This is a genomic window from Paenibacillus sp. JL3B1040 (assembly GCF_057063165.1).
In genome coordinates this window covers 5,739,313-5,762,350 of the sequence record NZ_CM169317.1, presented here as the reverse complement: position 1 = coordinate 5,762,350, position 23,038 = coordinate 5,739,313, and the positions used below count along the sequence as shown (strand labels likewise).

22 protein-coding genes are annotated in these 23,038 nt (G+C 51.3%); 7 read left to right on the top strand and 15 right to left on the bottom strand.

What is annotated here, in order from left to right; all coding sequences use genetic code 11:
* Positions 1-91 precede the first annotated feature (91 nt).
* The 9 genes from ACZF99_RS26450 to ACZF99_RS26410 all read right to left on the bottom strand — a co-directional run bounded on the left by ACZF99_RS26450 (position 92) and on the right by ACZF99_RS26410 (position 9,440).
* On the bottom strand, positions 92-1,069 hold the full coding sequence (locus ACZF99_RS26450) for an aldo/keto reductase (RefSeq protein WP_483607857.1): 978 nt from the start codon (positions 1,067-1,069) through the stop codon (positions 92-94).
* Between the two features lie 17 nt (positions 1,070-1,086).
* Positions 1,087-2,556, bottom strand: a complete 1,470-nt coding sequence (gene gtfA, locus ACZF99_RS26445; protein WP_483607855.1) for a sucrose phosphorylase — start codon at positions 2,554-2,556, stop codon at positions 1,087-1,089.
* Between the two features lie 11 nt (positions 2,557-2,567).
* Positions 2,568-3,527: a carbohydrate kinase family protein gene (locus ACZF99_RS26440; protein ID WP_483607853.1), complete on the bottom strand. Its 960-nt coding sequence runs from the start codon at positions 3,525-3,527 to the stop codon at positions 2,568-2,570.
* A gap of 1 nt (position 3,528) precedes the next feature.
* Positions 3,529-4,626, bottom strand: a complete 1,098-nt coding sequence (locus ACZF99_RS26435; protein WP_483607851.1) for a Gfo/Idh/MocA family protein — start codon at positions 4,624-4,626, stop codon at positions 3,529-3,531.
* Positions 4,627-4,647: 21 nt separating this feature from the next.
* Positions 4,648-5,487, bottom strand: coding sequence for a carbohydrate ABC transporter permease (locus tag ACZF99_RS26430; protein ID WP_483607849.1), 840 nt, complete (start codon positions 5,485-5,487; stop codon positions 4,648-4,650).
* Between the two features lie 25 nt (positions 5,488-5,512).
* On the bottom strand, positions 5,513-6,394 hold the full coding sequence (locus ACZF99_RS26425; RefSeq protein ID WP_483607847.1) for a carbohydrate ABC transporter permease: 882 nt from the start codon (positions 6,392-6,394) through the stop codon (positions 5,513-5,515).
* A gap of 118 nt (positions 6,395-6,512) precedes the next feature.
* Positions 6,513-7,817, bottom strand: coding sequence for an ABC transporter substrate-binding protein (locus tag ACZF99_RS26420; protein ID WP_483607845.1), 1,305 nt, complete (start codon positions 7,815-7,817; stop codon positions 6,513-6,515).
* 190 nt (positions 7,818-8,007) lie between these two features.
* Positions 8,008-9,018 carry a LacI family DNA-binding transcriptional regulator gene (locus tag ACZF99_RS26415; RefSeq protein WP_483607843.1) on the bottom strand — a complete coding sequence of 337 codons (1,011 nt, stop codon included), beginning with the start codon at positions 9,016-9,018 and terminating at the stop codon, positions 8,008-8,010.
* 212 nt (positions 9,019-9,230) lie between these two features.
* Entirely contained in the window at positions 9,231-9,440 is a 210-nt protein-coding gene (locus tag ACZF99_RS26410; RefSeq protein WP_483607841.1) for a hypothetical protein, read from the bottom strand.
* Between the two features lie 389 nt (positions 9,441-9,829).
* Between ACZF99_RS26410 and ACZF99_RS26405 the strand changes: the two genes are divergently transcribed.
* From ACZF99_RS26405 to ACZF99_RS26385, 5 genes are all read left to right on the top strand, one after another.
* On the top strand, positions 9,830-11,101 hold the full coding sequence (locus ACZF99_RS26405) for a S1C family serine protease (protein WP_483607839.1): 1,272 nt from the start codon (positions 9,830-9,832) through the stop codon (positions 11,099-11,101).
* 103 nt (positions 11,102-11,204) lie between these two features.
* Positions 11,205-12,896 carry a glycerol-3-phosphate dehydrogenase/oxidase gene (locus tag ACZF99_RS26400; protein WP_483607837.1) on the top strand — a complete coding sequence of 564 codons (1,692 nt, stop codon included), beginning with the start codon at positions 11,205-11,207 and terminating at the stop codon, positions 12,894-12,896.
* A gap of 68 nt (positions 12,897-12,964) precedes the next feature.
* Positions 12,965-14,533, top strand: coding sequence for a CAP domain-containing protein (locus tag ACZF99_RS26395; protein ID WP_483607835.1), 1,569 nt, complete (start codon positions 12,965-12,967; stop codon positions 14,531-14,533).
* Between the two features lie 120 nt (positions 14,534-14,653).
* On the top strand, positions 14,654-16,075 hold the full coding sequence (locus tag ACZF99_RS26390; RefSeq protein WP_483607834.1) for a CAP domain-containing protein: 1,422 nt from the start codon (positions 14,654-14,656) through the stop codon (positions 16,073-16,075).
* Between the two features lie 176 nt (positions 16,076-16,251).
* Positions 16,252-16,419 (top strand): CxxH/CxxC protein, encoded by a 168-nt coding sequence (locus tag ACZF99_RS26385; protein WP_248550894.1) that lies wholly within the window; start codon positions 16,252-16,254, stop codon positions 16,417-16,419.
* A 12-nt stretch (positions 16,420-16,431) separates the two neighbouring features.
* On the opposite strand, the gene ACZF99_RS26380 is transcribed toward ACZF99_RS26385, so the two are convergent.
* Complete coding sequence (locus ACZF99_RS26380) at positions 16,432-17,307, bottom strand: hypothetical protein (RefSeq protein WP_483607833.1); 876 nt, start codon at positions 17,305-17,307, stop codon at positions 16,432-16,434.
* A gap of 32 nt (positions 17,308-17,339) precedes the next feature.
* A complete protein-coding gene (locus ACZF99_RS26375; RefSeq protein ID WP_483607832.1) occupies positions 17,340-17,885 on the bottom strand; it encodes a TetR/AcrR family transcriptional regulator in 546 nt (181 codons plus the stop codon).
* 322 nt (positions 17,886-18,207) lie between these two features.
* On the opposite strand from ACZF99_RS26375, the gene rlmH reads away from it, so the two are divergent.
* A complete protein-coding gene (gene rlmH, locus ACZF99_RS26370; RefSeq protein WP_483607831.1) occupies positions 18,208-18,687 on the top strand; it encodes a 23S rRNA (pseudouridine(1915)-N(3))-methyltransferase RlmH in 480 nt (159 codons plus the stop codon).
* A gap of 101 nt (positions 18,688-18,788) precedes the next feature.
* Here rlmH and ACZF99_RS26365 read toward each other — a convergent pair whose 3' ends face one another.
* Entirely contained in the window at positions 18,789-19,619 is an 831-nt protein-coding gene (locus ACZF99_RS26365) for an oxidoreductase (protein WP_483607830.1), read from the bottom strand.
* 127 nt (positions 19,620-19,746) lie between these two features.
* Between ACZF99_RS26365 and ACZF99_RS26360 the strand changes: the two genes are divergently transcribed.
* Positions 19,747-20,397, top strand: coding sequence for a TetR/AcrR family transcriptional regulator (locus ACZF99_RS26360; protein WP_483607829.1), 651 nt, complete (start codon positions 19,747-19,749; stop codon positions 20,395-20,397).
* 85 nt (positions 20,398-20,482) lie between these two features.
* Here the strand turns inward: ACZF99_RS26360 and ACZF99_RS26355 are convergent, their stop codons facing one another.
* From ACZF99_RS26355 to ACZF99_RS26345, 3 genes are all read right to left on the bottom strand, one after another.
* Complete coding sequence (locus ACZF99_RS26355) at positions 20,483-21,394, bottom strand: SDR family oxidoreductase (protein ID WP_483607828.1); 912 nt, start codon at positions 21,392-21,394, stop codon at positions 20,483-20,485.
* 378 nt (positions 21,395-21,772) lie between these two features.
* Positions 21,773-22,066, bottom strand: a complete 294-nt coding sequence (locus ACZF99_RS26350) for a hypothetical protein (protein WP_483606408.1) — start codon at positions 22,064-22,066, stop codon at positions 21,773-21,775.
* Positions 22,060-23,013 (bottom strand): IS110 family RNA-guided transposase, encoded by a 954-nt coding sequence (locus tag ACZF99_RS26345; protein ID WP_483606406.1) that lies wholly within the window; start codon positions 23,011-23,013, stop codon positions 22,060-22,062. Before ACZF99_RS26345 ends, ACZF99_RS26350 begins: the two co-directional genes overlap by 7 nt.
* Between the last annotated feature and the right edge of the window lie 25 nt (positions 23,014-23,038).

The following is a 23,038-nucleotide window of genomic DNA, read 5'->3' as shown; positions in this document are numbered from 1 at the left end:
CGCTTCGAAAAACTCCCCATACGGCAACGGAATTTTGCCTGTATGGGGAGCCTTTCACAGGCCGCGCCTTATAAAAGACCTATGCAGTCAATTATGGCAAGCTTATCCCGCGGGAGCTGACGTACAAGGAGTACCATTCGTCACGGCTTAGCTGAACGTTTTCCGCTTCCGCGCAAGCCTGAATTCGGGAAGGGGAGGTAGTTCCGATGACCGGCTGGATGGCGGCGGGATGCTTCATCAACCAAGCAAGCACAATCGCCTCCCGCGAAGTTTGTTTCTCTTCGGCCAACCGACTCACAAGCGCCGCCGTACTTCTTACTTGCTCGTTTGCGTCCTGAAGGTCGGCGCCCGAGTACAACCCTTTGGCCAGCGAACCCCAAGCTTGCAGTTGAATGTTCTCCGTCTGGCAATATTCCAGCGTACCTTCGGGAAAAATATTGTTTCGCGCCGCATCCTGATTCACATGGACGCCGGTTTCAAGCCAACCGATCTTGTGCAGGCTCAGTTCCAGCTGATTGACGACCAATTTTTCGCTGAAATGCTGCTGCAACAGACGAATCTGTCCGGCGCTCATATTGGAAACCCCGAAATAACGGGCTTTTCCGGACGCTTTCAATTGATGGAAGGCTTCCGTCACTTCCCGCGCATCCATCAGCGCATCCGGGCGATGCAGGAGCAGGACGTCCAGGTAGTCAATGCCCAGTCTGGATAGAATGCCGTCTACGCTCTCCAAAATGTATTCCTTCGAAAAATCATACCGCGCCGGAATTCCGGCGGCTTCATCCGGGAAGCGAATCCCCAGCTTCGATTGAATGATCATCTTTTCCCTTAAGTTCGGTTTTTCCGTCAATACTTGACCAAAGACCGTTTCGGCCTTGCCAAATGCATAAATATCCGCATGATCAAACATATGAATACCGTTGGCCAAAGCGGTTTCCACCGCTTCGTGCGCTTGCTTTACATGTTCGGCTTGGATCGGATCCCGGCTCCAGCCTCCGCCGAGCCCCATACATCCCAAAATAAGCCGGCTTGCGTTCAAACCGTGATTGTGAATTGGCAATACTGTCATCTCAAGCACATCCTCTGTTATATAAAGTATTGTTGAATAGCCCCGTTCTCGTCCACATAGTCGATGACCGACCGACTGCTATTAAGGTCTACGATCAAGGTGCATCGCTTGTCATCTTTCCGCCAAGCCAGCCGAACTTCGTCCGCGGCGGTATCCAAAACTTCGAACTCCCCGTCAAATGCCGCGTAATCATTGCGAAACCGGATCAGCTTCAGCAGTCTTTGCACCACCGTTTTTTTCACCGCTTGTTCGATTTCGCCAAGGGTGAAGTTGTGGCGGTTGATTTCCCGGCCTTCCCCGGTTTTCATGACATTTTCAAGATCATTCTCTCCGGCCAATAGCCCGACATAATAGACCTGAGGCACGCCGGGCGTAAAGAACTGCAGGGCGCGGGCCGCCAGATAGGCATCATCGTCATGATTGAGCACCGAGTAGTACGAGCATCTGATCTGATGAACATCGAAACCGTCCGCGGCTTTGTGCTCGTCAGATAAGATCAGGCTAAGATTCGCGCCTCTTTCCAGGCAGGTATCCACCAGTTGTTTGGCTTCCTTGGTGTCGATCAAATCATCCAGATCCGGCTTGACAGGAATGCCGTCATGGCAATCGAGCATCGTAAACTGCTTATGCGGCCGAGTTCTCAGATATTGCTTTAAAGAGTCGCCGGATTTGGTAAGGAGCGTCTCCAATATCCGATACGGCAGGATGAAGTCGTAAATCCAATAGCCGCGTTCCGCAAGTTTATACTGAATCTCGTAATGAGCGTGCACTTCGGGCAACAGTTCAATCCCCATGGAGTCGGCAAGCGCTTTGATCCATTCGAGGAAACCATAGATTTCCGGCTCCACGAAGAAGCAGCTCGTCCCCATTTTTTTGATGACATAACCGACCGCGTCAAGCCGGACAATTTTCACCCGATGTTGTTTGAAATGGGCGAACAAGTCGGTAAACCACTGCTTGACCTTCGGCGAGTTCACATCCAAATCGATTTGTTCGGAAGGGTCGGATTTCCCGAATGTTGTCCATACCACTTCTTCTTCCCCTGTCTCTTTGATGGTGAACGTCGAATACGGCTTCGGTCTACGCAGAAACATTTTTTCGATATCCGCTTCTACCGGATTCCCGTCCCCCCAAATCTTATTCAGCGTAATAAACATATCAACGTACTCGGATTTGCGGCCGTGGTTGAGAAAGTCCTGAAAATAGGTCGACTGCTGCGAAATATGATTCACCATCAAGTCGACCAATACGTCGAAATTATCGCCGATCCTCTTCATGTCATCCCAGGTGCCGAAGTTCGGATCGATGTCCAGATACGTCAGCGGAGCAAACCCCCGGTCGCCCGAAGAAGGAAACGGCGGTAGGATATGCACGCCTCCTTTGAAAACATCGGCAAAATGCATGGCAAGAACGCGATGAAGCGCCTTTAGATCACCTCCCAACGAATCGGGATATGTGATCAGTTGGACTTGATTTTTTACCGCCATATGAAATCCTCCTATAGTCCATATATCGCTTGTATCTCTTCCAGTCTCGGCAAATCGACGGTGGCACCGATGTATTTCAATTTGAAGGCGCTAACCGCAAAACCTAAAGACAAGGCTTGGCGGATCGTATATCCCTTTACAATCGCCGCGTAAAATCCCGACCAGAAAGCGTCTCCCGCTCCCGTCGTATCCGCAACCTCCGTAGCCAAGGTCTTAAAGCGGACGATCTCCGTACCGTTTGAAACCATGGCGCCGTCTTTTCCCATGGTGAGAATCACAAGCTTAACGCCCAGTTTCAAGAACATATTCAAATATTGTTCATGAGTTTGTTTTCCAAACAATCTTTCCGCATCGTCTTCGGAAGGTTTAACGATATCCACCTTCCCGATGAGTGACTTTACGTATTGGACGCCATCCTCGCCCTCTTCCCATAACATCGGATGATAGTTTGGATCAAAGCAAACCAATATTCGATTCATTCGGGCTTTGGAGATCACTTTCTCGATCGTATCCCTCGCTGGTCTCCTCGATAGGGGCCAACAAGAAAAATGAACGATTTTGGAGTTTACCAAAGCCTCTTCAATCCGGTTGGTATAAGACAGACGATAATCCGCGCCTCGATAAAATATAGGTGTCGGCGTGGCGCGGCTTTTGGTTACGACAACCATGCTCGTGGGGCTCTTGTCTATCCTCTGGACACAGTTTGTATTGATTCCGGCCGTTTCCAATTCATGGATCAGGTAGGAGCCAAAGCCGTCTTCTCCCACCGCCGAAGCGATAACCGCCCGAATTCCCAGTTTCTTCGCGTTCACTGCTATATTGGAGGGAGATCCGCCAAAAAACCGATGATAAGTGCCACTGGTAAAATCGTCGCTATATTGCGCGGATATCATATCAATTAAAATTTCTCCTGCCATGAACAAATCGTTACTACGGTCTTGAAGCTCAATTTTTTGATCAAAGATCAACATGTCAGCCCTCCGAATCCGTTTGCTGAGCCCATATTCTTGTCGAAGTCTTGACTTCCCGATTCGGTTGCCTAAGCGCTTCGTCCATCGCCAAAGCAATGTAAGTATCTTGCAGCGCTTCTTTCAAGGAATAGAAATCAACCCCGGTGGCCAAATACTCGCTCATTCGGTCCATGCAGGTGGCCACGGCGATTTCATCGTCGTTCAAGCGAACGTTCGAAAACGGGTTCTTATAGACGAACTCTTCGCCCAGCATAATTCCATAGTGAGACCACTCTTGGTTACCGTATTTCCCCAAGTCAATACGGTTTAATTGTTGTGTCACCGGCACGTTGCCGGACGCAAGATAACGAATGGTCAGGTCATCGATTTCGCCCCGCACCCCCTGCACGGTTAACTGACGGGTTCGGATGAAGGAGTGGTATTGCGCCGGATCCGAGAAGTCAAAAAAGGCGACTTTCCCATGGTCAAACTCCAACGTCAAACGGTCTCTGTTACAGAAAAAGGTTTCCCCGTCATAAGCCATTCCTTCACGGCCATAGGTTTCAGTCACTTCAAAGGAAAACCTTTTCCCGCTGATCGTGCAATTTTCGTAGCCTAGATTTAAAAACTTTCGGATGATGCTGACGCCGTGATATCCATGCAGGGACGATATGTTTATGTTGCTGATTTCCCCCAGCTTGCCGTCCCGAATGACCTTTAGCCAAGCGGCATACAGCGGCTGTACAAAATATTGTTCAGCAATCTGCAGCTTAGCGTTGTAATGGACCGCTTGCTTCCATAACTCCTCCAGTTCCTGGATCGTCTCCCCCGGTGGGGTCTCGCACAATACGGGAATCCGCTGTTTAAACAATTCCACCAAATAACCGGTGACAAATCCTCTTTTGACGGATAATACAACATAATCGGGCTGGCTCTTCACCAATTCTTCGAGCGAATGTACGACATTTACCCCGAATTCTGCAGCGAATCGTTCTCCTTTCTCCCGATTTCGTATAACGACCCCGGTTAATTCGAATTTTTCGGGAAGAGCTTTGGCAATCCGAATATAAAATTCGGCCCTCCAACCCGAGCCTATAAGTCCAAATCTGATTTTGCTCATTTTTATTCTCCTCTTGGCGATTTACCCTTTAATTCCTCCCGTGGTCAACCCGGCAATGATTTTCTGCTGGAACACTAGCACCAAAGCAATGAGCGGAACCGTAACGACAATCGACGCGGCCGCCATGTCGCCCCACGGGAGTTCATAATTGCTGGGGAACAGAGCGATTCCGACCGGTACCGTTCTCATGAGGTCGTCCGTCATAAACGTCAAACTGTAGATATACTCGTTCCAGGAGTTGATGAAGACCAACAGGCCCACCGAGAAGGTCGCGGGTTTGATCAGCGGCAGCATAATTTTGATAAAGGTCTGCAGTCTGGAACAACCATCGATGGTCGCCGCTTCTTCGAAGCCTTTTGGCAATTGTCCGAAGAAATTCGTCAGCAGCCAGATGGAGAAGGGCAAAGCGAATGTCGTATAAGGGATAACCAACCCGGCATACGTATTCAACAAATTCATGTTCTTCAGAATCAGAAATAGCGGGCTTACCGTCGAAATCGTCGGAAACATGGAAATCGACAAAATGGACAGCAGGACGACTTTTTTTCCTTTAAAACGTAATCTGGCCAGGGCATAGGACGCCGAAGCCCCGATGAATATACATACGATCATCGTCGTGGTGGAGACGATCGCACTGTTCAATAAATATCTGGCAAACGGGTGTTTCTGGAAGACATTAAAGTAATAATCAAGATTGACGGTGCTGGGTATCCATTTGGCCGGTATGGCCGAGATCTCCGCCAGAGGCTTAAATGAAGTTAAAAATTGCCATAGGTAGGGCAACAGAACAAAAGCCAAGAAGAGTACAACCAGCACGTAAAATAGAGTAGACTTTAAGGTGCGAGATGCTTTAAGATCCACTGGATTTCCCTCCTCTCCGGATGCATCATGCAAGATCTTTGCTGATGGATTTCATGTAAATTAGGCTGATGGCGAAGACGAACAGGAAGATGAGAACCGATACCGCCGAACCGTATCCGAAGTTCAGGAATTTCATCAAATGCGCATAAGCATACATCGATACGCTTTCCGATCCGTTGGCGCCGCCGGTCATGACGGACACCAAATCGAAGACCCGGAAGGCATCGATCGTTCTGAACAAGAGGGCGACAAGCACGGTGCTTCTTACCATAGGCAACGTTATTTTGAAAAACGACTGAACCGCATTGGCGCCATCGATTTTTGCCGATTCGTACAAATCTCCTGGAATCATCTGGAGCCCCGCTAAAATTAGCAGCGCCATGAACGGAGCCGTCTTCCAGACATCCGCAATCACCAGAGCCATGAAAGTGCCGCCTTCCGTGCTTAGCCAAGCTTTGTATCCGTCGATTAAGCCGAGCTTGGAAAGGATATCATTAAACAAACCGTACTGGTCATTATATATAAATTTCCACATCAGGGCGGATACGGTAGTCGGAATCGCCCATGGAATAAGAATAGCCGCTCTTACCAAACCTCTGCCTTTGAATGTTTTATTCATGATCATCGCCGCTGCAAAACCGACGATCAATTCCAAAATAACGGTGGCGATCGTAAATTTGAAAGTGAATAAGATGGAAGCTCCCGCTCGTTTATCCCGAAATATATCAACGTAATTCTTAAATCCGATAAACGGATATCCCGAGCCGGGGTCCGTTAATACCATTTCATGAAGGCTCAACCAAAATGTTCTTAAGATCGGATAGACCGCAATGACCAATAAGACGACTAACGCAGGGAGCATCATCAGCCAGGCATCTCTGGTTTCCTTGGTTTGCAAACTCTTCATCCCTCGATTACTCCTTCTGATGGCTCATGGACTGCAATACAAATTGAACGGTTCATAAACAGGGGAGCTCGTCCAGTTCAACATGTATCTTTTGCAGTCCATGTCCTCTTCAATTTCTTTATTCGCTTAACGCTTCGAGATCACTTTGAATGGTCTCCAAAGCCGTATTTATGTCGATGTGCTCGGATAATGCAGCATGGATATTACGTTGAATCGAATCGGATACTCTAGCGTATTTCGGAGACATCGGTCTGGCTTTGCCGTTCATAATAATGTCGTAGAAGTCGGCATAAAACGGATTCACTTCCAGCACTTCGGGATCCAGATATACGGATTTTAGAACCGGCGGTTGAGCCGCAATCAGGTTCATCTTCTTCTGAACGCTTTCACTGGTCAAATACTTGATGAAATCGACGGCAGCTTCTTTATGCTTATCATCGATGAATTTATTAATGACCAGGTTCAGGCCGCCGAGGGTGGAATGGGATTCCGTACCTTTTGGACCGATCGGCAACGCGGTAACGCCCACTTTGTCTTTAACTTTGGAGCCTTCTTTATTGGCCTGGCTCCAGAAACCGGACCAATCCCGGATAAACAACGCTTTGCCGTCCAGGAATACTTGTTCGCTTTCCGGCTCGTTATAGGTCGTTACGCCTTCAGGTGCGTAGTTTTTGACCATATCCAGCATGATTTGGGTCGCTTCGATATTATTTTCCGAGTTGACTACCGGTTTGCCCGAAGCGTCCAAAATTTCTCCGCCGTTGTTCGCCACATACTCAACCCAGTTGCAAACCAGCGCTTCGGATAGAGCCGCCTGGAAAACTCCCGTGTATTGAACCTCGTTCACGCCCTGGACTTTGCTCTGGAGATCGATCCAACCTTGGTACGTTGTTGGCGGTTCTACGCCCAATTGATCCAGGACATCTTTGCGATAGAAGAGAGCGCTTGCATTTGTGAACCATGGAAACGCGACAAGCTTATCGTTGTACGTTGCCGTTTGAATGGTGCCCGGTAAATATTTGTCTTGCGTCGCCTGGTCGAAATACGGCGTTAGATCGGTTAACCAATCGGCTGCCGCAAACTCCGCCACATAAACAACGTCCAAAGCCATCACGTCCACGCTTGTGTCGCCCGAGGCCAGTTTATTGACAAAGTCATCGTGGACAACATTAGCATCCTGCGGTAAGACCTTCGTTTTGACAACATACTTGTCCTGGCTTTCGTTGTATTCATCGACAAGCGTTTGCGCCGGTTGCCCGATCCCTTGGTCAAACGAAAACGTAATGGTAACCGGTTCGTTGGTTTCCGCTGAGTTTGCCCCTGAGTTCGTCGAAGTCGAGACTCCTCCGCAAGCGGCCAGCGAAAGAGCAAGGGTACTCGCAATCAACGGCATCCCAATTTTCTTTGCTTTTAACAGGTTCATGAAATAACCCCCTCTAGTTTAATGTCCTTAATCTCAATACAGGAAAACCTTTTCCTAAATTCCAAAAAACAATCTACTATTTCCAGATTCCTCCTTATCATTATTTTTAGTTTTTAAAACTCACATCAGGAAAACGTTTTCCTGATGTGAGTTCATTATACCCTGCGAATGATTCAAAATCAATGCCTCACTATATTTTTTTTACACTGATTCTTCTAATAATTTTGTGAGGGACAAATTGGGTGATCGGAACATTTTGCTGATTAATCAGCTTGAAAAGCGTTTTGACCGCTTTAAGCCCCTCATCGAAATAAGAGATTCGAACCGTTGTCAATTCGGGACTAATGTACCGAGCAAAATCCGAGTCGTCAAAACCCATAATGGAAATATCGGCAGGTACTGAAACTTTGACCGTTTTCAAATAGCGTATAGCCCCGATCGCCATAGCATCATTGCAAACCATGACCGCGGTTGGCAGTGCATTGTTTTCTTCATAAATTCTTCTCATGCATTCATACCCGGAATCGAAAGAAAAATCTCCGTGTTCTATATAAGAATCCGGAACTTCTATATTCTGCTCTTTCAAAGCCAGTTTATATCCTTTTAAACGCTTTTGTCCGGAGGAATAATCGTTTTCCGGCCCGCAAATCAGGGCTATTTTTTGATGCCCGTTTTCAACCAAGAAGGATATCGCATCATATGTCGCCCTGATGTTGTCATGAGTGACCGTGTGAATGACCTCTTCTCCTGTCGAGGCTTCCTGAGTAACCAGGACGATCGGGTATCTTTTTCTTTTCATAGCTTCGACCAAGGCAGCATTTACGTCCACACCCGCAAACAATACTCCGTCAACTTTCTTGTCCGCGAGTACTCCGAGCAATTCCATTTCCTTCTCTTGTTGCCCTCCGGATTCACAGACCATTAAAGTATATCCCTTCTGCTGGCAGAAGCTGTTGATTCCCCTGGTTAATGCCCCGAATACCGGGTTGGAAATGTCCGGAACGACAATTCCGATGATGTTGGTTTTCTTCATAATCAAACCTCTTGCCAGGGAATTCGGCTTGAAGTTTCTTTTTTGAATGACATCATTTACTCTTTTTTTCAGTTCAGGACTAACCGCTTTGGAATTATTGATAACTCTTGAAACGGTTGCGACCGAGACCTGGGCCTCTTTGGCAATATCTTCAATCGTAACGGACATGATAACCACTCCTAGAAACTACTAACTCAATATTACTGGGTCGTATGATACTTACAAAAATATTAACATAAATTCAACATTAATTCATTTGCGGGCTCCTTGAGTCTTGACGCGTTGCTCTAAAGCCGCAAACTTCATAAGCGCATCCAACGAAACAAGTTCGCTTCATGGCGAGAGCCTTAGGGTTAATTCCAGTTATGATTAGTTTTGACTTACACGGTGGGGTACGGAGGCGGGGTGAGGAAGCCGTCGATCTCCAGCGCTTTTTTCTCAATTTCCTCGCGGGTCAATAGCCCCTTCTCGATGAGCAGCTCCATGAGGGCGCTTAGGGTCACCAGTTGATGATAATGCTCTTCCTTCATATCCGCCAGCTTGGCGAGCACATTCACTTCGTTCATCGGCGTCGAGTAATGGGAGTCCATAATTTACCTCCTTATTATAGGTTTATCGTCCTCCGGCCTGCGGGTGGGATGGGGGCGATGGGAGGACTGCAAATATCCCGTTAATTCCCTGATCAAATTCTGCTTCTGGGCCATCAAAATATGGTAAAATAAATCTATCAATCTATCGCTTTAATATAGTGTAGTCATGGATGAGGTCAAACATTCCGATTTTCAGAAAAAAAGCGGCAAACTTCTCAAAATTCTGGCAACCTAACTTCGGTTCATGACGTTAATAAATATAAGGAAACGCATGAATATGGCTTTGCCTTCGCGGCATAAAGTTGAAGGGGACCTTTGCCTAAGGCGGATGGCATGGTGTGCGATGCCGAGGACGTTTTGGGAAGGCATGATGGAGGGGGAGAATAGAGATGGGATGGTTTGACGATGACTTTTATTCCACCAAGGTTTCGGGGCGGCGCGTGCGCTTGTCCGAAGGCGGCGGCCTGCGGCGCTGGCGCGGAGGTCCGCGGAAGCACCGGCCGGTGCTGTCCACGCTGCAGATCTCATTAATCTCTTCCGTTCTTAGCGCGGTGGTGGCCGTGCTGTTATTCAGTTTTATTACGGGACTTCCTTCCTCATCGACCCGCCATGTCGCAACCGGCAGCACCGTTTTGCTCTCGGATACCGGCGATCCCTATGACCGGATCATCTCGGCGGCGGCTAAGGTCGCACCCGCTGTGGTGAGCATCCTCAATCACGGCGAATTGTCGGACGGCGATCCGGAGCAGGCGGTGCTGGGTTCGGGTGTGGTTTTTAAGAAAGAAAAGGGCAAGGCCTTTATTATAACGAATACGCATGTCATCAGCGGTGCAAGCGATCTGGAGATTGTATCGAGCGACGGCGTCTCGCGCGAGGCGGAGGTTGTCGGCCAAGACTCCATCAACGATATCGCCGTACTTAAAATCGAAGGTCAAGGCATCGACACGGTCATTGAACTGGGAGACTCGCAGAAGCTGCGGGCCGGGCAGACGGTTATCGCGGTCGGCAATCCGCTGGGGCTTGGGGGGACGTTGACCTCCGGGATCGTAAGTTATACCAGCCGGATGATTCCGGTGTCGCTGAACCAGGACGGCGTGTACGACTGGGAGCAGGAAGTGATCCAGATGGACGCGGCGATCAACGAGGGCAACAGCGGCGGGGCGCTGGTCGATTTGAACGGCCGGCTGATCGGGATCAATACGATGAAGATTTCCGATACCGGTGTGGAGGGACTGGGCTTTGCCATCCCGGTCAACGAGGTGATGAAGACGGTCGACGATCTATTGCTGCACGGTAAGGTCGTTCGTCCATATATGGGCGTGTATACGTTGGACCTGAATAACCGTTTTTCGCCCATCACCGACGAGCAGCGTCAGGATCTCAACCTGCCGAGCCATGTCAAGGCCGGCGTCATCGTTCTTGAGGCCCACGGCCCGGCGCTGGATGCCGGTCTGAAACTAAATGACGTGATCACCCAGCTCGATAAGCAACCGATCAAATCGACGTTGGAATTGCGCCGGTATCTGTATGAGAACAAGAAGATTGGCGATGACTTGGAGGTCACGTATTACCGGGAGGGCAAGCTGGAGAAGGCAACCCTGAAGCTGGCCGATAAACCGTCCGAAGCGGAGATCGAACAAGGATTGGACGAAGACAAATAAACAACTTTCGCAGGAGAGATTCCGAAGACAGGACAGCCGTAGACAGAAACGACTGGATTGGGTCGGGGTCTCTTTTTTTGCGGGAAAACGAAGGAGGATTGGGATGGGCGCAACCTATCGATTTTCGGGCAAGGATCGGCAGCACCTGCTGGAGCAAATGGCGAACCCGGCCAAACCGCTGGATCTGCTGGTCGTGGGCGGCGGGATTACCGGGGCCGGAATCGCTCTGGATGCAGCGGCGCGGGGGATGCGGGTTGGCCTTGTAGAGATGCAGGATTTTGCGGCCGGGACGTCAAGCCGTTCGACGAAGCTGGTGCATGGCGGCCTGCGTTATCTGAAGCAGTTGGAGATCGGCGTCGTAGCGGAGGTGGGGCGAGAGCGGACGATTGTGTACGAGAACGGCCCGCATGTCACTACGCCGGAACGGATGCTGCTGCCAATCTATCGGGGCGGGACGTTCGGCCGGTTCAGCACGTCGCTGGGGCTGCGCATATACGACTTCCTCGCAGGGGTGAAACGCGCAGAGCGGCGCAGTATGCTGACGGCGGCGGAGACGCTGGCGAAGGAGCCGCTGCTGAAGCGGGACGGTCTGCTGGGCGGCGGGTACTACGTGGAGTACCGCACGGACGACGCCCGGCTAACGCTCGAGGTGCTCAAGGAAGCGGCAGCCCGCGGAGCGATGGCGGTCAACTATGCCAAGGTGACCGGGTTCCGGTACGAAGACGGGCGGCTGATTGGCGCCGAGGTCGCGGATGTGGACGGCGGGCGGACGTATGAACTGCGCGCCCGCAAGATCGTCAACGCGGCGGGCCCGTGGGTGGACGCGCTGCGCGAGCTGGACGGGTCAAAGCAGGGCAAAATGCTGCAACTGACCAAAGGCGTGCACCTGGTGTTCGATCAGGGGCGGTTCCCGCTGCGGCAGGCGGTGTATTTTGATACGCCGGACGGCCGCATGGTGTTCGCGATTCCGCGCGACGGCAAAACCTACGTGGGCACGACGGACACGGTGTATCACGGCGAGCTTGCCCGTCCGCGCCTGACGGAGGCGGACCGCGATTATATCCTGGATGCGGTTAACGGGATGTTTCCCGGGCTGGCCATCACGGCGGAGGATGTGGAGTCCAGCTGGGCCGGCGTGCGGCCGCTCATCTATGAGGAAGGCAAATCGCCTTCGGAAATTTCCCGCAAGGATGAAATTTGGGAGTCGCCGTCCGGTTTGATCACGATTGCCGGCGGCAAGCTGACCGGCTACCGCAAGATGGCGGAGCTGGTCGTTGATCGCGTGGCCGCCAAGCTGAAGCGGGAATCCGGCCTGCGCTTTGCGCCCTGCTCCACCCGGACGCTGCCGATTGCCGGCGGGCAGGCAGGTGGCTCGCAGCGACTGCCCGGCTTCGCGGCGCAAAAAGTGAAGGAGGCGGCGGAGCGCGGCATCCCGCAGGCGCTTGCCGCCAAGTGGGCGGCCCGATACGGAACCAACGTGGATCGGCTGATGGTTTTGGCCGCCTCGGCCGGTTATCTCCGCCTCCCGCTGGAGGTGGCGGTTCCGCTCCAATATGCCCTGGAAGCGGAGATGGCGATGACACCGGTGGATTTTTTTGCGCGGAGAACGGGGGCTTTGATGTTTGACATCGCTTGGGTGCGACGCTGGAAGGCGCCGGTCGTCGCCGAGATGGCCCGGTATTATGGCTGGCCGGAGGAAGTGAAGCGGCAGCGGGCGGAGGAGTTGGAGCAGGTACTGGCGGAGGCGGTCCTTCCGGAGGAGGCCGAGACCCCCCAAGAGAAACTTAAAATTTAAAGGAATTGAAGGGTTTTTTGTCGAATTCATGAACGTTGCTTTTTTTCATCTAAGAAGAGAGGATGGGGATGACGTTGATGAATGGGAACAAACGAATCGGAAGGCTGGCGGTGATCGGCATCGTTAGTGTGGTCTTGGCCGGGAACGGGCTGCTTGCAACGGGGCAGGTCCGCGCGGAGGTATCGGCCTTTAAGGATGTGCCGCGCTCGCATTGGGCGTATGACACGGTGATGTGGTCCAAGGCGAATGGGGTATCGGACGGCTATCCGGACGGAAGCTTCCGGCCTGCGCAGACGGTGACGGAAGCGGAATTTTTGGCGATGCTGCTGAGGGTTTATCCAGAAATTGCGCTCCCGGGCCCACAGGCAGGGGAGCCTTGGTATGGGCCTTATTATAGTGTGGCGAATGCGTGGAATTGGCCGGTGTACAAGGCACCGACCCGACAGGTGACGCGGGGGCAGGTGGCACAGCTGCTTGCGGCCACCCACGGACAAGCCTTGGGCGAGACGGAGGCGGTTCGGTTTGTGTTGGAACAAGGGCTGGCCAAAGGTAAGCAGGGCGGTGACGGGCTGGACGGCTACGCTCCGAAGGATGTGCTGTCCCGGGCTGAGGCGCAGACGTTCTTGTATCGGTTGAAGCAGATGGTGCCGGAGGTGTCGGCGGAAGGGATCACGTTGAAGGAGAAGCCGGTACTGGCGGGTATGGAGAACGACCGCGTTGTACCCGCAGCTCCCGGTCAGCCTTCTTCAGGAACGGGGCAGGAATCGCCAACTTCGCCCGCAGAAGCGGGAGGAACTGCCGCTCAGGAGATGAGCGGGATGCGGCTGCAGGGAATCGCGATCGGGGATTCCGCGGATCAGGTCATTCGACTCTTGGGAGAGCCTGACCGCCAGGACGAAGCGGCCGCCGGCATGCTGTGGTACGTCTACAATAAAGACGCTGCGCGTTACGCTCAAATCGGGGTTAAGGATGGCCGGGTTGTCGCGCTCTTTTCCAATGGGAAGGGGTGGCAATTTGCGACCGGCGATACCCGCGGCCTGGATGGGTTGCGAACGACGGCTGCGGCGGACAAGCTGTGGGGCAAACCGGTGAACGATGCGGATTATTTTGTCGGTTACCAAGCGGAGGGCAAGGCCATCTATCTGTATGTGGATAAGTATGAGGCGAAGCGGGTAGACGGGGTGCTCGTCATCGACAAGGAGTTTGATGGCACTTACCGGTTGGCGGTTCCGGGGAAAACGGCACTTCAGGCGACGGAACGGCAGGTCTTGGATCTGGCGAACACGTTCCGGGTGGCCAAAGGGACAAAAGCGGTCTCCTGGAGTGACAAGGCGGCGAAGGCGGCGCGGCTGCATAGCGAGGATATGGCGAAACGGAACTATTTTGACCATCGCAGTCCGGAAGGGACCTCGGCCGGTGATCGTATGAAGGCGCAGGGCACAGGGTTATTGTCGATTTGGGGCGAAAATATCGCCGTTGGGTTCACCGATGCGATTGATGCGCATTACGGCTGGGTCAATTCCATGGGCCACCGGACGAATATGTTAAACGCTTCTTTTAAGTACCTCGGTGTCGGTGTGGCCGATGGCGGGGACAGCGGAATTTATTATACGCAGAATTTTTACACGCCGATATAAAAGCAAAAGCACCACTAACAGATCCTGGGATGCTCATGTAGGAACAAGGGATTTATCTTTTTTTGTCGAACTACATCCAAAAGAGCAAGCTAGGATATCGATGAAAGAGGGCAGAGGTTCATGAAGATCGGGTGGAAGCGCGGAATTCGCGGATTGGCGATTCTCGCGGGATTGGGAGCGGCCTGGCTGGCCGCGGGATCGGCGGTGCAGGCGGCGGGTGCGGAATTTACGGATGTCCCGGCCTCCCATTGGGCGTATGACAAGGTCATGTGGGCGAAAAGCAACGGCGTGACGGACGGATATCCGGACGGGACGTTCCGCCCGGCTCAGTCGGTGACGGAGGCGGAGTTCCTGAGCATGCTGGTGCGGGCTTATCCGGAGATCAAACTGGGCGCGGCCAACGGGCAAGAGTCTTGGTATACGCCGTATTACGACTTGGCGTTCGAATTAACCTGGCCGGTGAGCGATAAGCCGAACGAACCGATCACGCGCGGGTCGGTGGCTCGCTTGATGGCGGCTTTTTACGGGCAGAGCTTGAACGAGGATGAGGCGGTTCAGTGGGTGCTTGCCCAAGGCTTGGCCCAAGGGAAAAGCGGTGCCGGCGTACAGGGCTTCGCGCCGAAGGATGCGGTGTCGCGGGCGGAAGCGCAGACGTTCCTGTACCGGCTGAAGCTGACGCTGCCGAAGGCAACGAGCCCGGATTTGATCAAGCCGGAGATCCAACTGCAGGGCGTGGGGATCGGCGATTCGGCGGACCGCGTGATCGAGCTGCTTGGCGAACCGGCGCGCACGGACGCGACCAATTTCGGAATGGAATGGTACATCTATAATAAGGATTACAAGCACTATACGCAGGTTGGTGTCGCGAACGGCAAGGTGCTCTGCTTGTTCGGCAATCATGAAGAATGGCGGTTTGAGGCTGAGGCGGAGAAAGGGCTGGAGCGGTTGCGGAGCAGCCTGAGCGCCATTTGGGACAAGAGCGAGCATCCGTCGCGGGAGTATGTGGAAACCTATACGCCCAGAGGATTGTACATCAATCTGTATCTGGACAAGCACGAGAAGAACCGCGTGGACGGGGTGCTGCTGATGGACAAGAAATTTGCGGAGACCCATGTGTACAAGCCGTCTACGCCGGAATCGCTGAAGGCGACGGAGCGGGAGATTTTTGACCTGACCAATGCGTTCCGCGTGCAAAAAGGCCTCAGTGTACTGAGCTGGAGCGATTCCGTGGCTGAGGTGGCCCGCTCGCATAGTCGGGATATGGCGGAACGGAATTATTTTGAGCATGATAATCCGGAAGGCAAGTCGGCGGGCGACCGCATGATGGCTCGCGGCATTCCGCAGTTCCGGGCTTGGGGCGAAAATATCGCCGCCGGCTACCTGGATGCGATCGACGGGCATTACGGCTGGCTCAATTCTTGGGGCCACCGGGAGAATATGCTGGAGCCGGCGTTTACAATGCTGGGGGTTGGCGCCGTGGACGGAATGGACAACAGCGATTACGATACGTATTATACGCAAAACTTCTATACGCCGCTGTAACCCGGCCGGATGAGCCGGATCGCTGGGGCTGGGTCGGGAAGGAACAGGAACCGTCTGCCGGATGTGACCGGGGCGGTTCCTTTTTTGCGCGGAGTATGGTAGAAAAGATAAAGGACAACCTGTTAATACGCAACCCGGCCGCGGGAGTGCGGCGCAGAGAAAGGATGCTTTTGACTATGTACGTCGTATGCAAAGATCATGTGGAACTGGCCATCGATATGTTCGTGGATGAGTTTGAGGAGGCCCCCGATGTGGTGGATTTGGAGCACACCAAGTTTATTGACTGGGAGCCGCCGGTGAAATGTCAGGAATGCGACCGCGAGGCGCGGTTTTTGGTGGTGTAAGGGTAAGGGCGATCAGGCCGTAACCTTAGGCTCTTGAATATGTTTCATGACGAGTATCAGAACAGCGATGCTTATTAGATTAAACGCCGGGAACAGGAGGATTTCCGCCGCTGCCATGGTGATGCCGGCCGCCAGTTGGCCGATGATCATGGCCGTGAGCGCGGTCAGCATCGTTACGGCTTTGATGCAGATGATCGACGATAGCAGCAGTCCCAACGGTTTTCGCTGCAGTAGCCAAAGGCCGGAAAGTACCGCCGCCGGGACGACAAAACCCAGATCCAGGGCTTGAATGACCAATGTCGTGTAATGCTCCAACCCGACGGGAGCGGAGCCGCCGAAAACCGAAGGTGCGATTCTCCCCAGCCACATGAGCCCGATCGCGGTTGCGATAAAGAGCAGAAATCCGCCGACTGTTCGGACCGGAAGCTTGGGGCTGAAGCTTTGCTGCAATAGTTTCAGATCCAGGGATCTCATGGCGAGGACGAAAGCGAAAAAACTCAGGGACATCAGTCCGACATCGATCAGAAACAGGTCGTTGGACATCGATGTGAATGAATAGGACGCGTAGGTATACAGAAAATAGGCCAGCGTTCCCGCGAGCAGGAGCTTGCCTTTAAGCCGGCCTTTTCTTGATAACGTAAGGGAAACGGCCAACAGCGGGATGCCCAGCAGAATGGTGACGACATCCTGGGCTATGGCTTGCGACGCCATGGATACGGAATCGTTCCGGTATAACCCTTCGCCATAAATCTCAACGGTTTCGCCGCGAATGGACGTGAATTCATGCCTGCCGGGGCCGCCGCTTGAACAAATCCCCGTGATGGCCGCCGCAAAAGACAACGCCATGATCAGCAGGACCAGAAAAGTCATTTCCTTCCGAAATTTCATGACAAACCCTCCCAATTTGATGGTTGTTGCGGTTATTGACTTTGCAAGGTACGGAGCGTGAATTCCAAAAAACGATCGATCAGCCGCTGCTTCTGTTCTTCTCCTACTTTCTCCGCGATTAGTCTTAGGATAAGGCCAAACATCGATGCCCAAATAACTTGTGCGGTAAGCTCAACCTGGTGATCCTCGATGGGCTGGCCTTGTTCATGCAAGAATTCCCGCAGGCACCGATGCAGCATTCCCAGTGCAGGGCGGACAGCGGAGGCCCCTTGAAACAACACGGAGGTGTGTTCCAGGATTACCGGCGATTCGCTCAGCATCGTGACTTTATATTCGTCCGCCATCCCGGTCGTCAGTTCGATGTAGGTCCGGATGCTTGCTTTCAATTTTTCTTCAGGGGAACCTGTGATGGATAGAGAGGCGGACAACTTTTCGGCGAGTTCCCGGTATGTGCTCATGATGATTTGGTTGATGATTTCCTCTTTATCTTTAAAATAATGGTAAACGATAGCAGGAGAATACTCGATTCTGTCAGCGATTTTGCGAACGGAGATGGCGTTGGCGCCTTCGGTTTTCATGATTTCTGCAGCGGCTTGAAGGATTTTTTCGCGTTTCTCTTTTTTCTCGCGTGCTTTACGTTCTGGCGTGCCGATCGTGATCCCCTCCGGATGATCATTATTGGGTATAACGTTGAACAGTGTTCAATATTTGAACGATGTTAAATTTAAACTAAACTGAAACGGCATTCGCGTCAAGGCAAGTATGGTGGAATTGTGTGTTATTTTGCAGGTAAACGCAAAAGATTTTGAAAGATGTCAAAAATCACGCGGCGGCGGGTCCTTGCGGGCTGTGCAACACCGGCAGGGCTGATGCCAAACGGCGTAATTGGAGGGCTTGCGATTGCTGATTCAGATCATTGCTGTCGGCAAATTGAAGGAAAAATATCTGGTGCAGGGTATTGCGGAGTACGCAAAGCGCCTGGCGCCTTACGTCAAATTTCAAATTGTGGAGGTGCCCGACGAGAAGGCGCCGGAGACGATGAGCGAGGCGGAGCTCATCGGCGTGAAGGAGCGCGAGGGCGAACGCATCCTCGCGCAGATCAAGAGCGATGCGCATGTCATCGCGCTCGCGATCGGCGGTCAGCTCTGGAGCTCGGAGGAGTTGGCCGCCTGTCTCGATCAGCTCGGCACCTACGGGACGAGCCATGTCGTGTTCGTCATCGGCGGCAGCCACGGGCTCGCCGATGGGGTGCTCCGCCGTGCGCAGCAACGGCTGTCGTTCGGGCGCATGACGCTGCCCCATCAGCTCATGCGCCTGGTGCTCACCGAGCAGATTTACCGCGCGGTGAAGATTAATCGGGGGGAACCGTATCACAAGTAGGACGAGGATATGCCTAACCATACGATTTGGTCAGGGCATTGAGAGATACTCACATATTCTGCTTGAACGAAACAAGAAATCCTCGGAGAACCGTCAAGCGATCATATCCCAAATGTTCGATTGAGAATACGATCAAACATTTTATCCGACAAGACTTTCCGCATGAATAATACGGGACGGGCATTGCCTGCCACATATCTTGTTTTTGGTTTTTTCGATCGGATCGCTTCTGATACCAATCGTGCGACACGATCAGGAGGATAAACAGTACTCGATTTTTCTAGCTTTTCAAATGTTTTTATAAAAGCATGGGCTATTTTACTGTATTCAGTATTCCCGGAAGTTTTCTGCACATGTTGGAATACAATCTTTGACCATTCACTTTCAGTAGCCCCTGGCTCAATAATAATGACATCAATACCGAACGGCTTGACTTCCAGGCGCAGACAATCGGAGAACCCTTCCAGGGCATGTTTGGCTGCATGGTACCAGGCACCGAGCAGCGTATAAACCTTGCCGCCAGCTGATGAAGTATTGATGATCTTCCCTGATTTTTGCTTTCTCATCACGGGAAGAACCAATTGCGTTAGACGACTCAATCCAAAAAGGTTCACTTCAAATTGGCGTCGTGCTTCCTCCAGTGGTACATCTTCGACCGTCCCATAGGAACCATATCCTGCATTATTGAATAAAACGTCGATTCTGCCTTGTTCCTTCATGATTTGGTTTACACCATTGATCATGGATACATCGTCGGTTACATCCATTGCTATAATTCGCGCACCTTTGGATTCAATATCTCTCATTTGTTCGACGCGTCTGGCGGCCCCATATACAATAAATCCTTCTCGTAAAAGCAACTCCACTGTGGCTTTACCTATGCCTGCCGATGCTCCTGTGACCAAAACAACTTTTGGCTTATTCATGTACATGCCATCCCTTTCCGGATTTGCGTTTTTTAAGTAACGTGACGTCACGTTAATTTACAGTTATTATAAATTGTTATTGAAGGTTACGCAAGTTATATATGCTATAATTTTTTCGAAGGGGGTACTAAGGATGGAATTTGATCGAGTAAGAAATGATGAGCAACGAAAGATCAGAGTGGAGCAGATTAAAAATGCAGCGATTAAGCTACTTGATACAGAGCAATTCCATAAAATTGAACTGGCCAAAATTGCTAATGAAACCACATTTACGCGCGGTAATCTATATAAATATATCTCTTCAAAAGAGGAAATTTATCTTTTGGTAGCTCTGGATGAATTCACAGATTGGTTAGAAGACATACGAGGGACTTTTGTCACTGAAATGACTCGCGATATTCAAGGTTTTTCGCACCAATGGGCACAAGTTTTGTACCGGCATCAAAGGTTTTTAAAGCTTATTTCTATTCTCTTTACGATGATTGAGAGAAATGTTTCTCTCGAAAAGCTTGTTGATTTTAAAAAACAGTATCTTAATATAATGTCCGAGGCGAATGATGTACTTAAAATCGTTTTTCCCGCATGGGATGATAAAACCATTGATAAATTCTTTCAGTTGCAATCCTATTACGTGATAGGTTTATTTCCTTATACATCGCCGGCACCGATCCAAAAACAAGCTATGGAGCAAGCCGGAATCCCTTATGAGTCTTTTGACTTTGTTGACGACGTTTCTGAATTCGTAGCCTACACGGCAAGTTATTTGAACAGCAAATTAAAGTGAGAAACTGAAGTGTTAAATTCAAATTTTATAGTGGAAAAGGTATGCTGTGGGCAGGATAAAATGGATGTATAACTACTTATTGTTCTTACACATTATCCCCGGTAACGGCGCCAGTCCCCGTTGTCGGGTATCCGCTCATCACATCATCTGAATCAGTGGAGTAAGCCAGTTCTTTCTGTGCTTCCAGAGCAGCCAGTCTGTCCAGCAGGGCTGCCCGGATTTGCTTATAGGCGTCACTGCCCAACGCCATACGTATCGGACCCTCTCCCTGGTCGACACGACGGATAATCTGCTGCGCCATTTTATCCGGATCGCCGACAACCATTTGATTGAACATGCTCATATCTATACCAGGCAGTTCTCCCTTCATCAGGCTAACGAATCGGCCCGCCTCCGTATCCCGGTATTCGTCCATCCGCTCGCCGAATACGGCGTTGCTTGTAATGAAATTCGTTCGGATTCCGCCGGGCTCCACCATAGTAGCCTTAATATTGAACGGAGCCACTTCCTTAGCTAGCGCTTCAAAGGCTCCTTCGACGGCCCATTTCGAAGAGCAATACAGTCCCATACCCGGAATAGAATAATGACCCGCCATACTCGAAATCTGTACCATGTGACCGCCGCCCTGCTTGCGGAAAAAGGGCAGGACTGCACGCGCTGCACGCAGGGAGCCAAGTACATTGGTCATAAACTGCTGCTCAATTTGTCTGTCGCTTGCTTCTTCGACTGCGCCATACAAGCCATAGGCTGCATTATTGACAAACACATCGATCGTGCCCAGTTCTGAAAATGCACGTTCCACGACTTTAGCAATTTGTTGAGGGTTTGTCAGATCTAAATTAGCCTGCCATAGCCCAGAGCCATACTGTGCCTGCAGATCATCCAGCACACCCGGCTTGCGTACCGTTGCGGCTACACGGTCCCCCCTATCCAGCAACCGGCGAGTTATACGTGAAGCCAAGCCTCCTGACGCTCCTGTAATGAACCAAGTTTGCATACTAAATACCCTCCAATCGTTGTCTTCTTCCACTGAATCATACAAACAACTGGAGGGTGCTAGCCACAGCACGTCTATTCTATTAACAGGAGTAACAGTCTACGGGAGCTGCCTGTCCTGCTCAAGTAAACGTAATAATCTCTCCTCCGTACCTGAACCGGGCACCGGAACAAAGAAACACCAGTGCAGTCCCGGGTCATTATCGATTAGAGCCGCGGAATGGAGCTCGAACTCCATTTCCTGTGCGTCAGGAACACGGAATAAAGCGGTGGCTACGCGTTTTTTTATGAAAATCAAAGTGGGTGAGAACGCCGAAAATATGCACAACAAAGTAGGGCTACCGATTCGGCAGTCCTAGAGGGGTGGTAGATACGGATGTTATGCAGTACGAGTCACAATGTAACCTTCAGCTTCAAGCTGCTTAATCATTAAAGATTGTTTGCGCTTATGACTCTCGGATTTATAGCGGTCCAAGTAATCAGGGCCAATCTCCAAATAAGGACGTTTGTGGAGCAACATGTGGTAGATAATGCGTAACAACGTATGACCAAGTGCAACTAGGGCTTTCTTCTTGCCGAGGCGTTTCACCCACGACCAGTACCTTGCAGACAATCGTGTGTTTCGTGTCATGGAAGCAGCCCACGCACATTCGCATAGCACAGCTTTTAACATGCTGTTTCCGGATCGGGCTCGTTGCCGTTTTTTTTACCCGCACTTTCATGGTTTCCCGGACTTACACCGGCCCATGCGGAGAGACTGTGTTCATTCTTAAATTGGCTCATGTCAGTGCCAATCTCAGCAAGAATGATGGAGGCCGCTTGTTCGTTAACGCCGGGGATGGTCACAAGAAGATCCACTGCTTCCTGTTTTGTAGCAAGGCGTTCTCGAATTTCTTGCTCTACATCTTTAATGGACTGTTCGATGAACAAGAGATGGTTCCAAGACATGCGAATGAGATCCCGATGATGCTTGCGAAGTCTGCTGTTTAGGGATTGAAGAAGCTTCGGGGATTTATGCTTGAGTGTTCCTTTCATGTGCTGCTCTAGGAACGACAGAGTGATGACCTCACCGTCAACGACCTTCTGCAGTAGAATGCGTCCGGATGTACCGAAGATATCTGACATATGCGTCGTCAGTTTGACGTTGGCATCTTGGAGAAGCTTATGGATTCGATTCTTCTCTGCGGTGGCATCGTGAACAAGCTTCTTGCGATAACGAGTCAGATCGCGCAATTCCCGGATTGCGATCGGCGGTACGAAACTTCCTTCAATCAATCCGCAACGCAAAAGCTTAGCGATCCATTCGGCGTCCTTCATGTCAGTCTTCCGACCGGGTAGATTCTTAATGTGATGGGCATTCGCAAGTAACAGTTCGAGTTCAAAGGCTTCGAGGACGTTCCACACGGGTTTCCAGAAAACGCCCGTACTTTCCATGGCGACATGCGTGCACTGCATGTCCGTTAGCCACTCGCCAAGAGAAAGCAATTCGTCAGTCATCGTTCCGAACGTACGAATCTCCATCTTGGGAGACTGATCTAGTGTCCCGAATAACACGCAGGCGACAACCGTTTCTTGATGGACATCCAGACCGGCACACCGTTCGAGAATGGCTTCCATCATGAGACTCAACTCCTTTACGGGATTT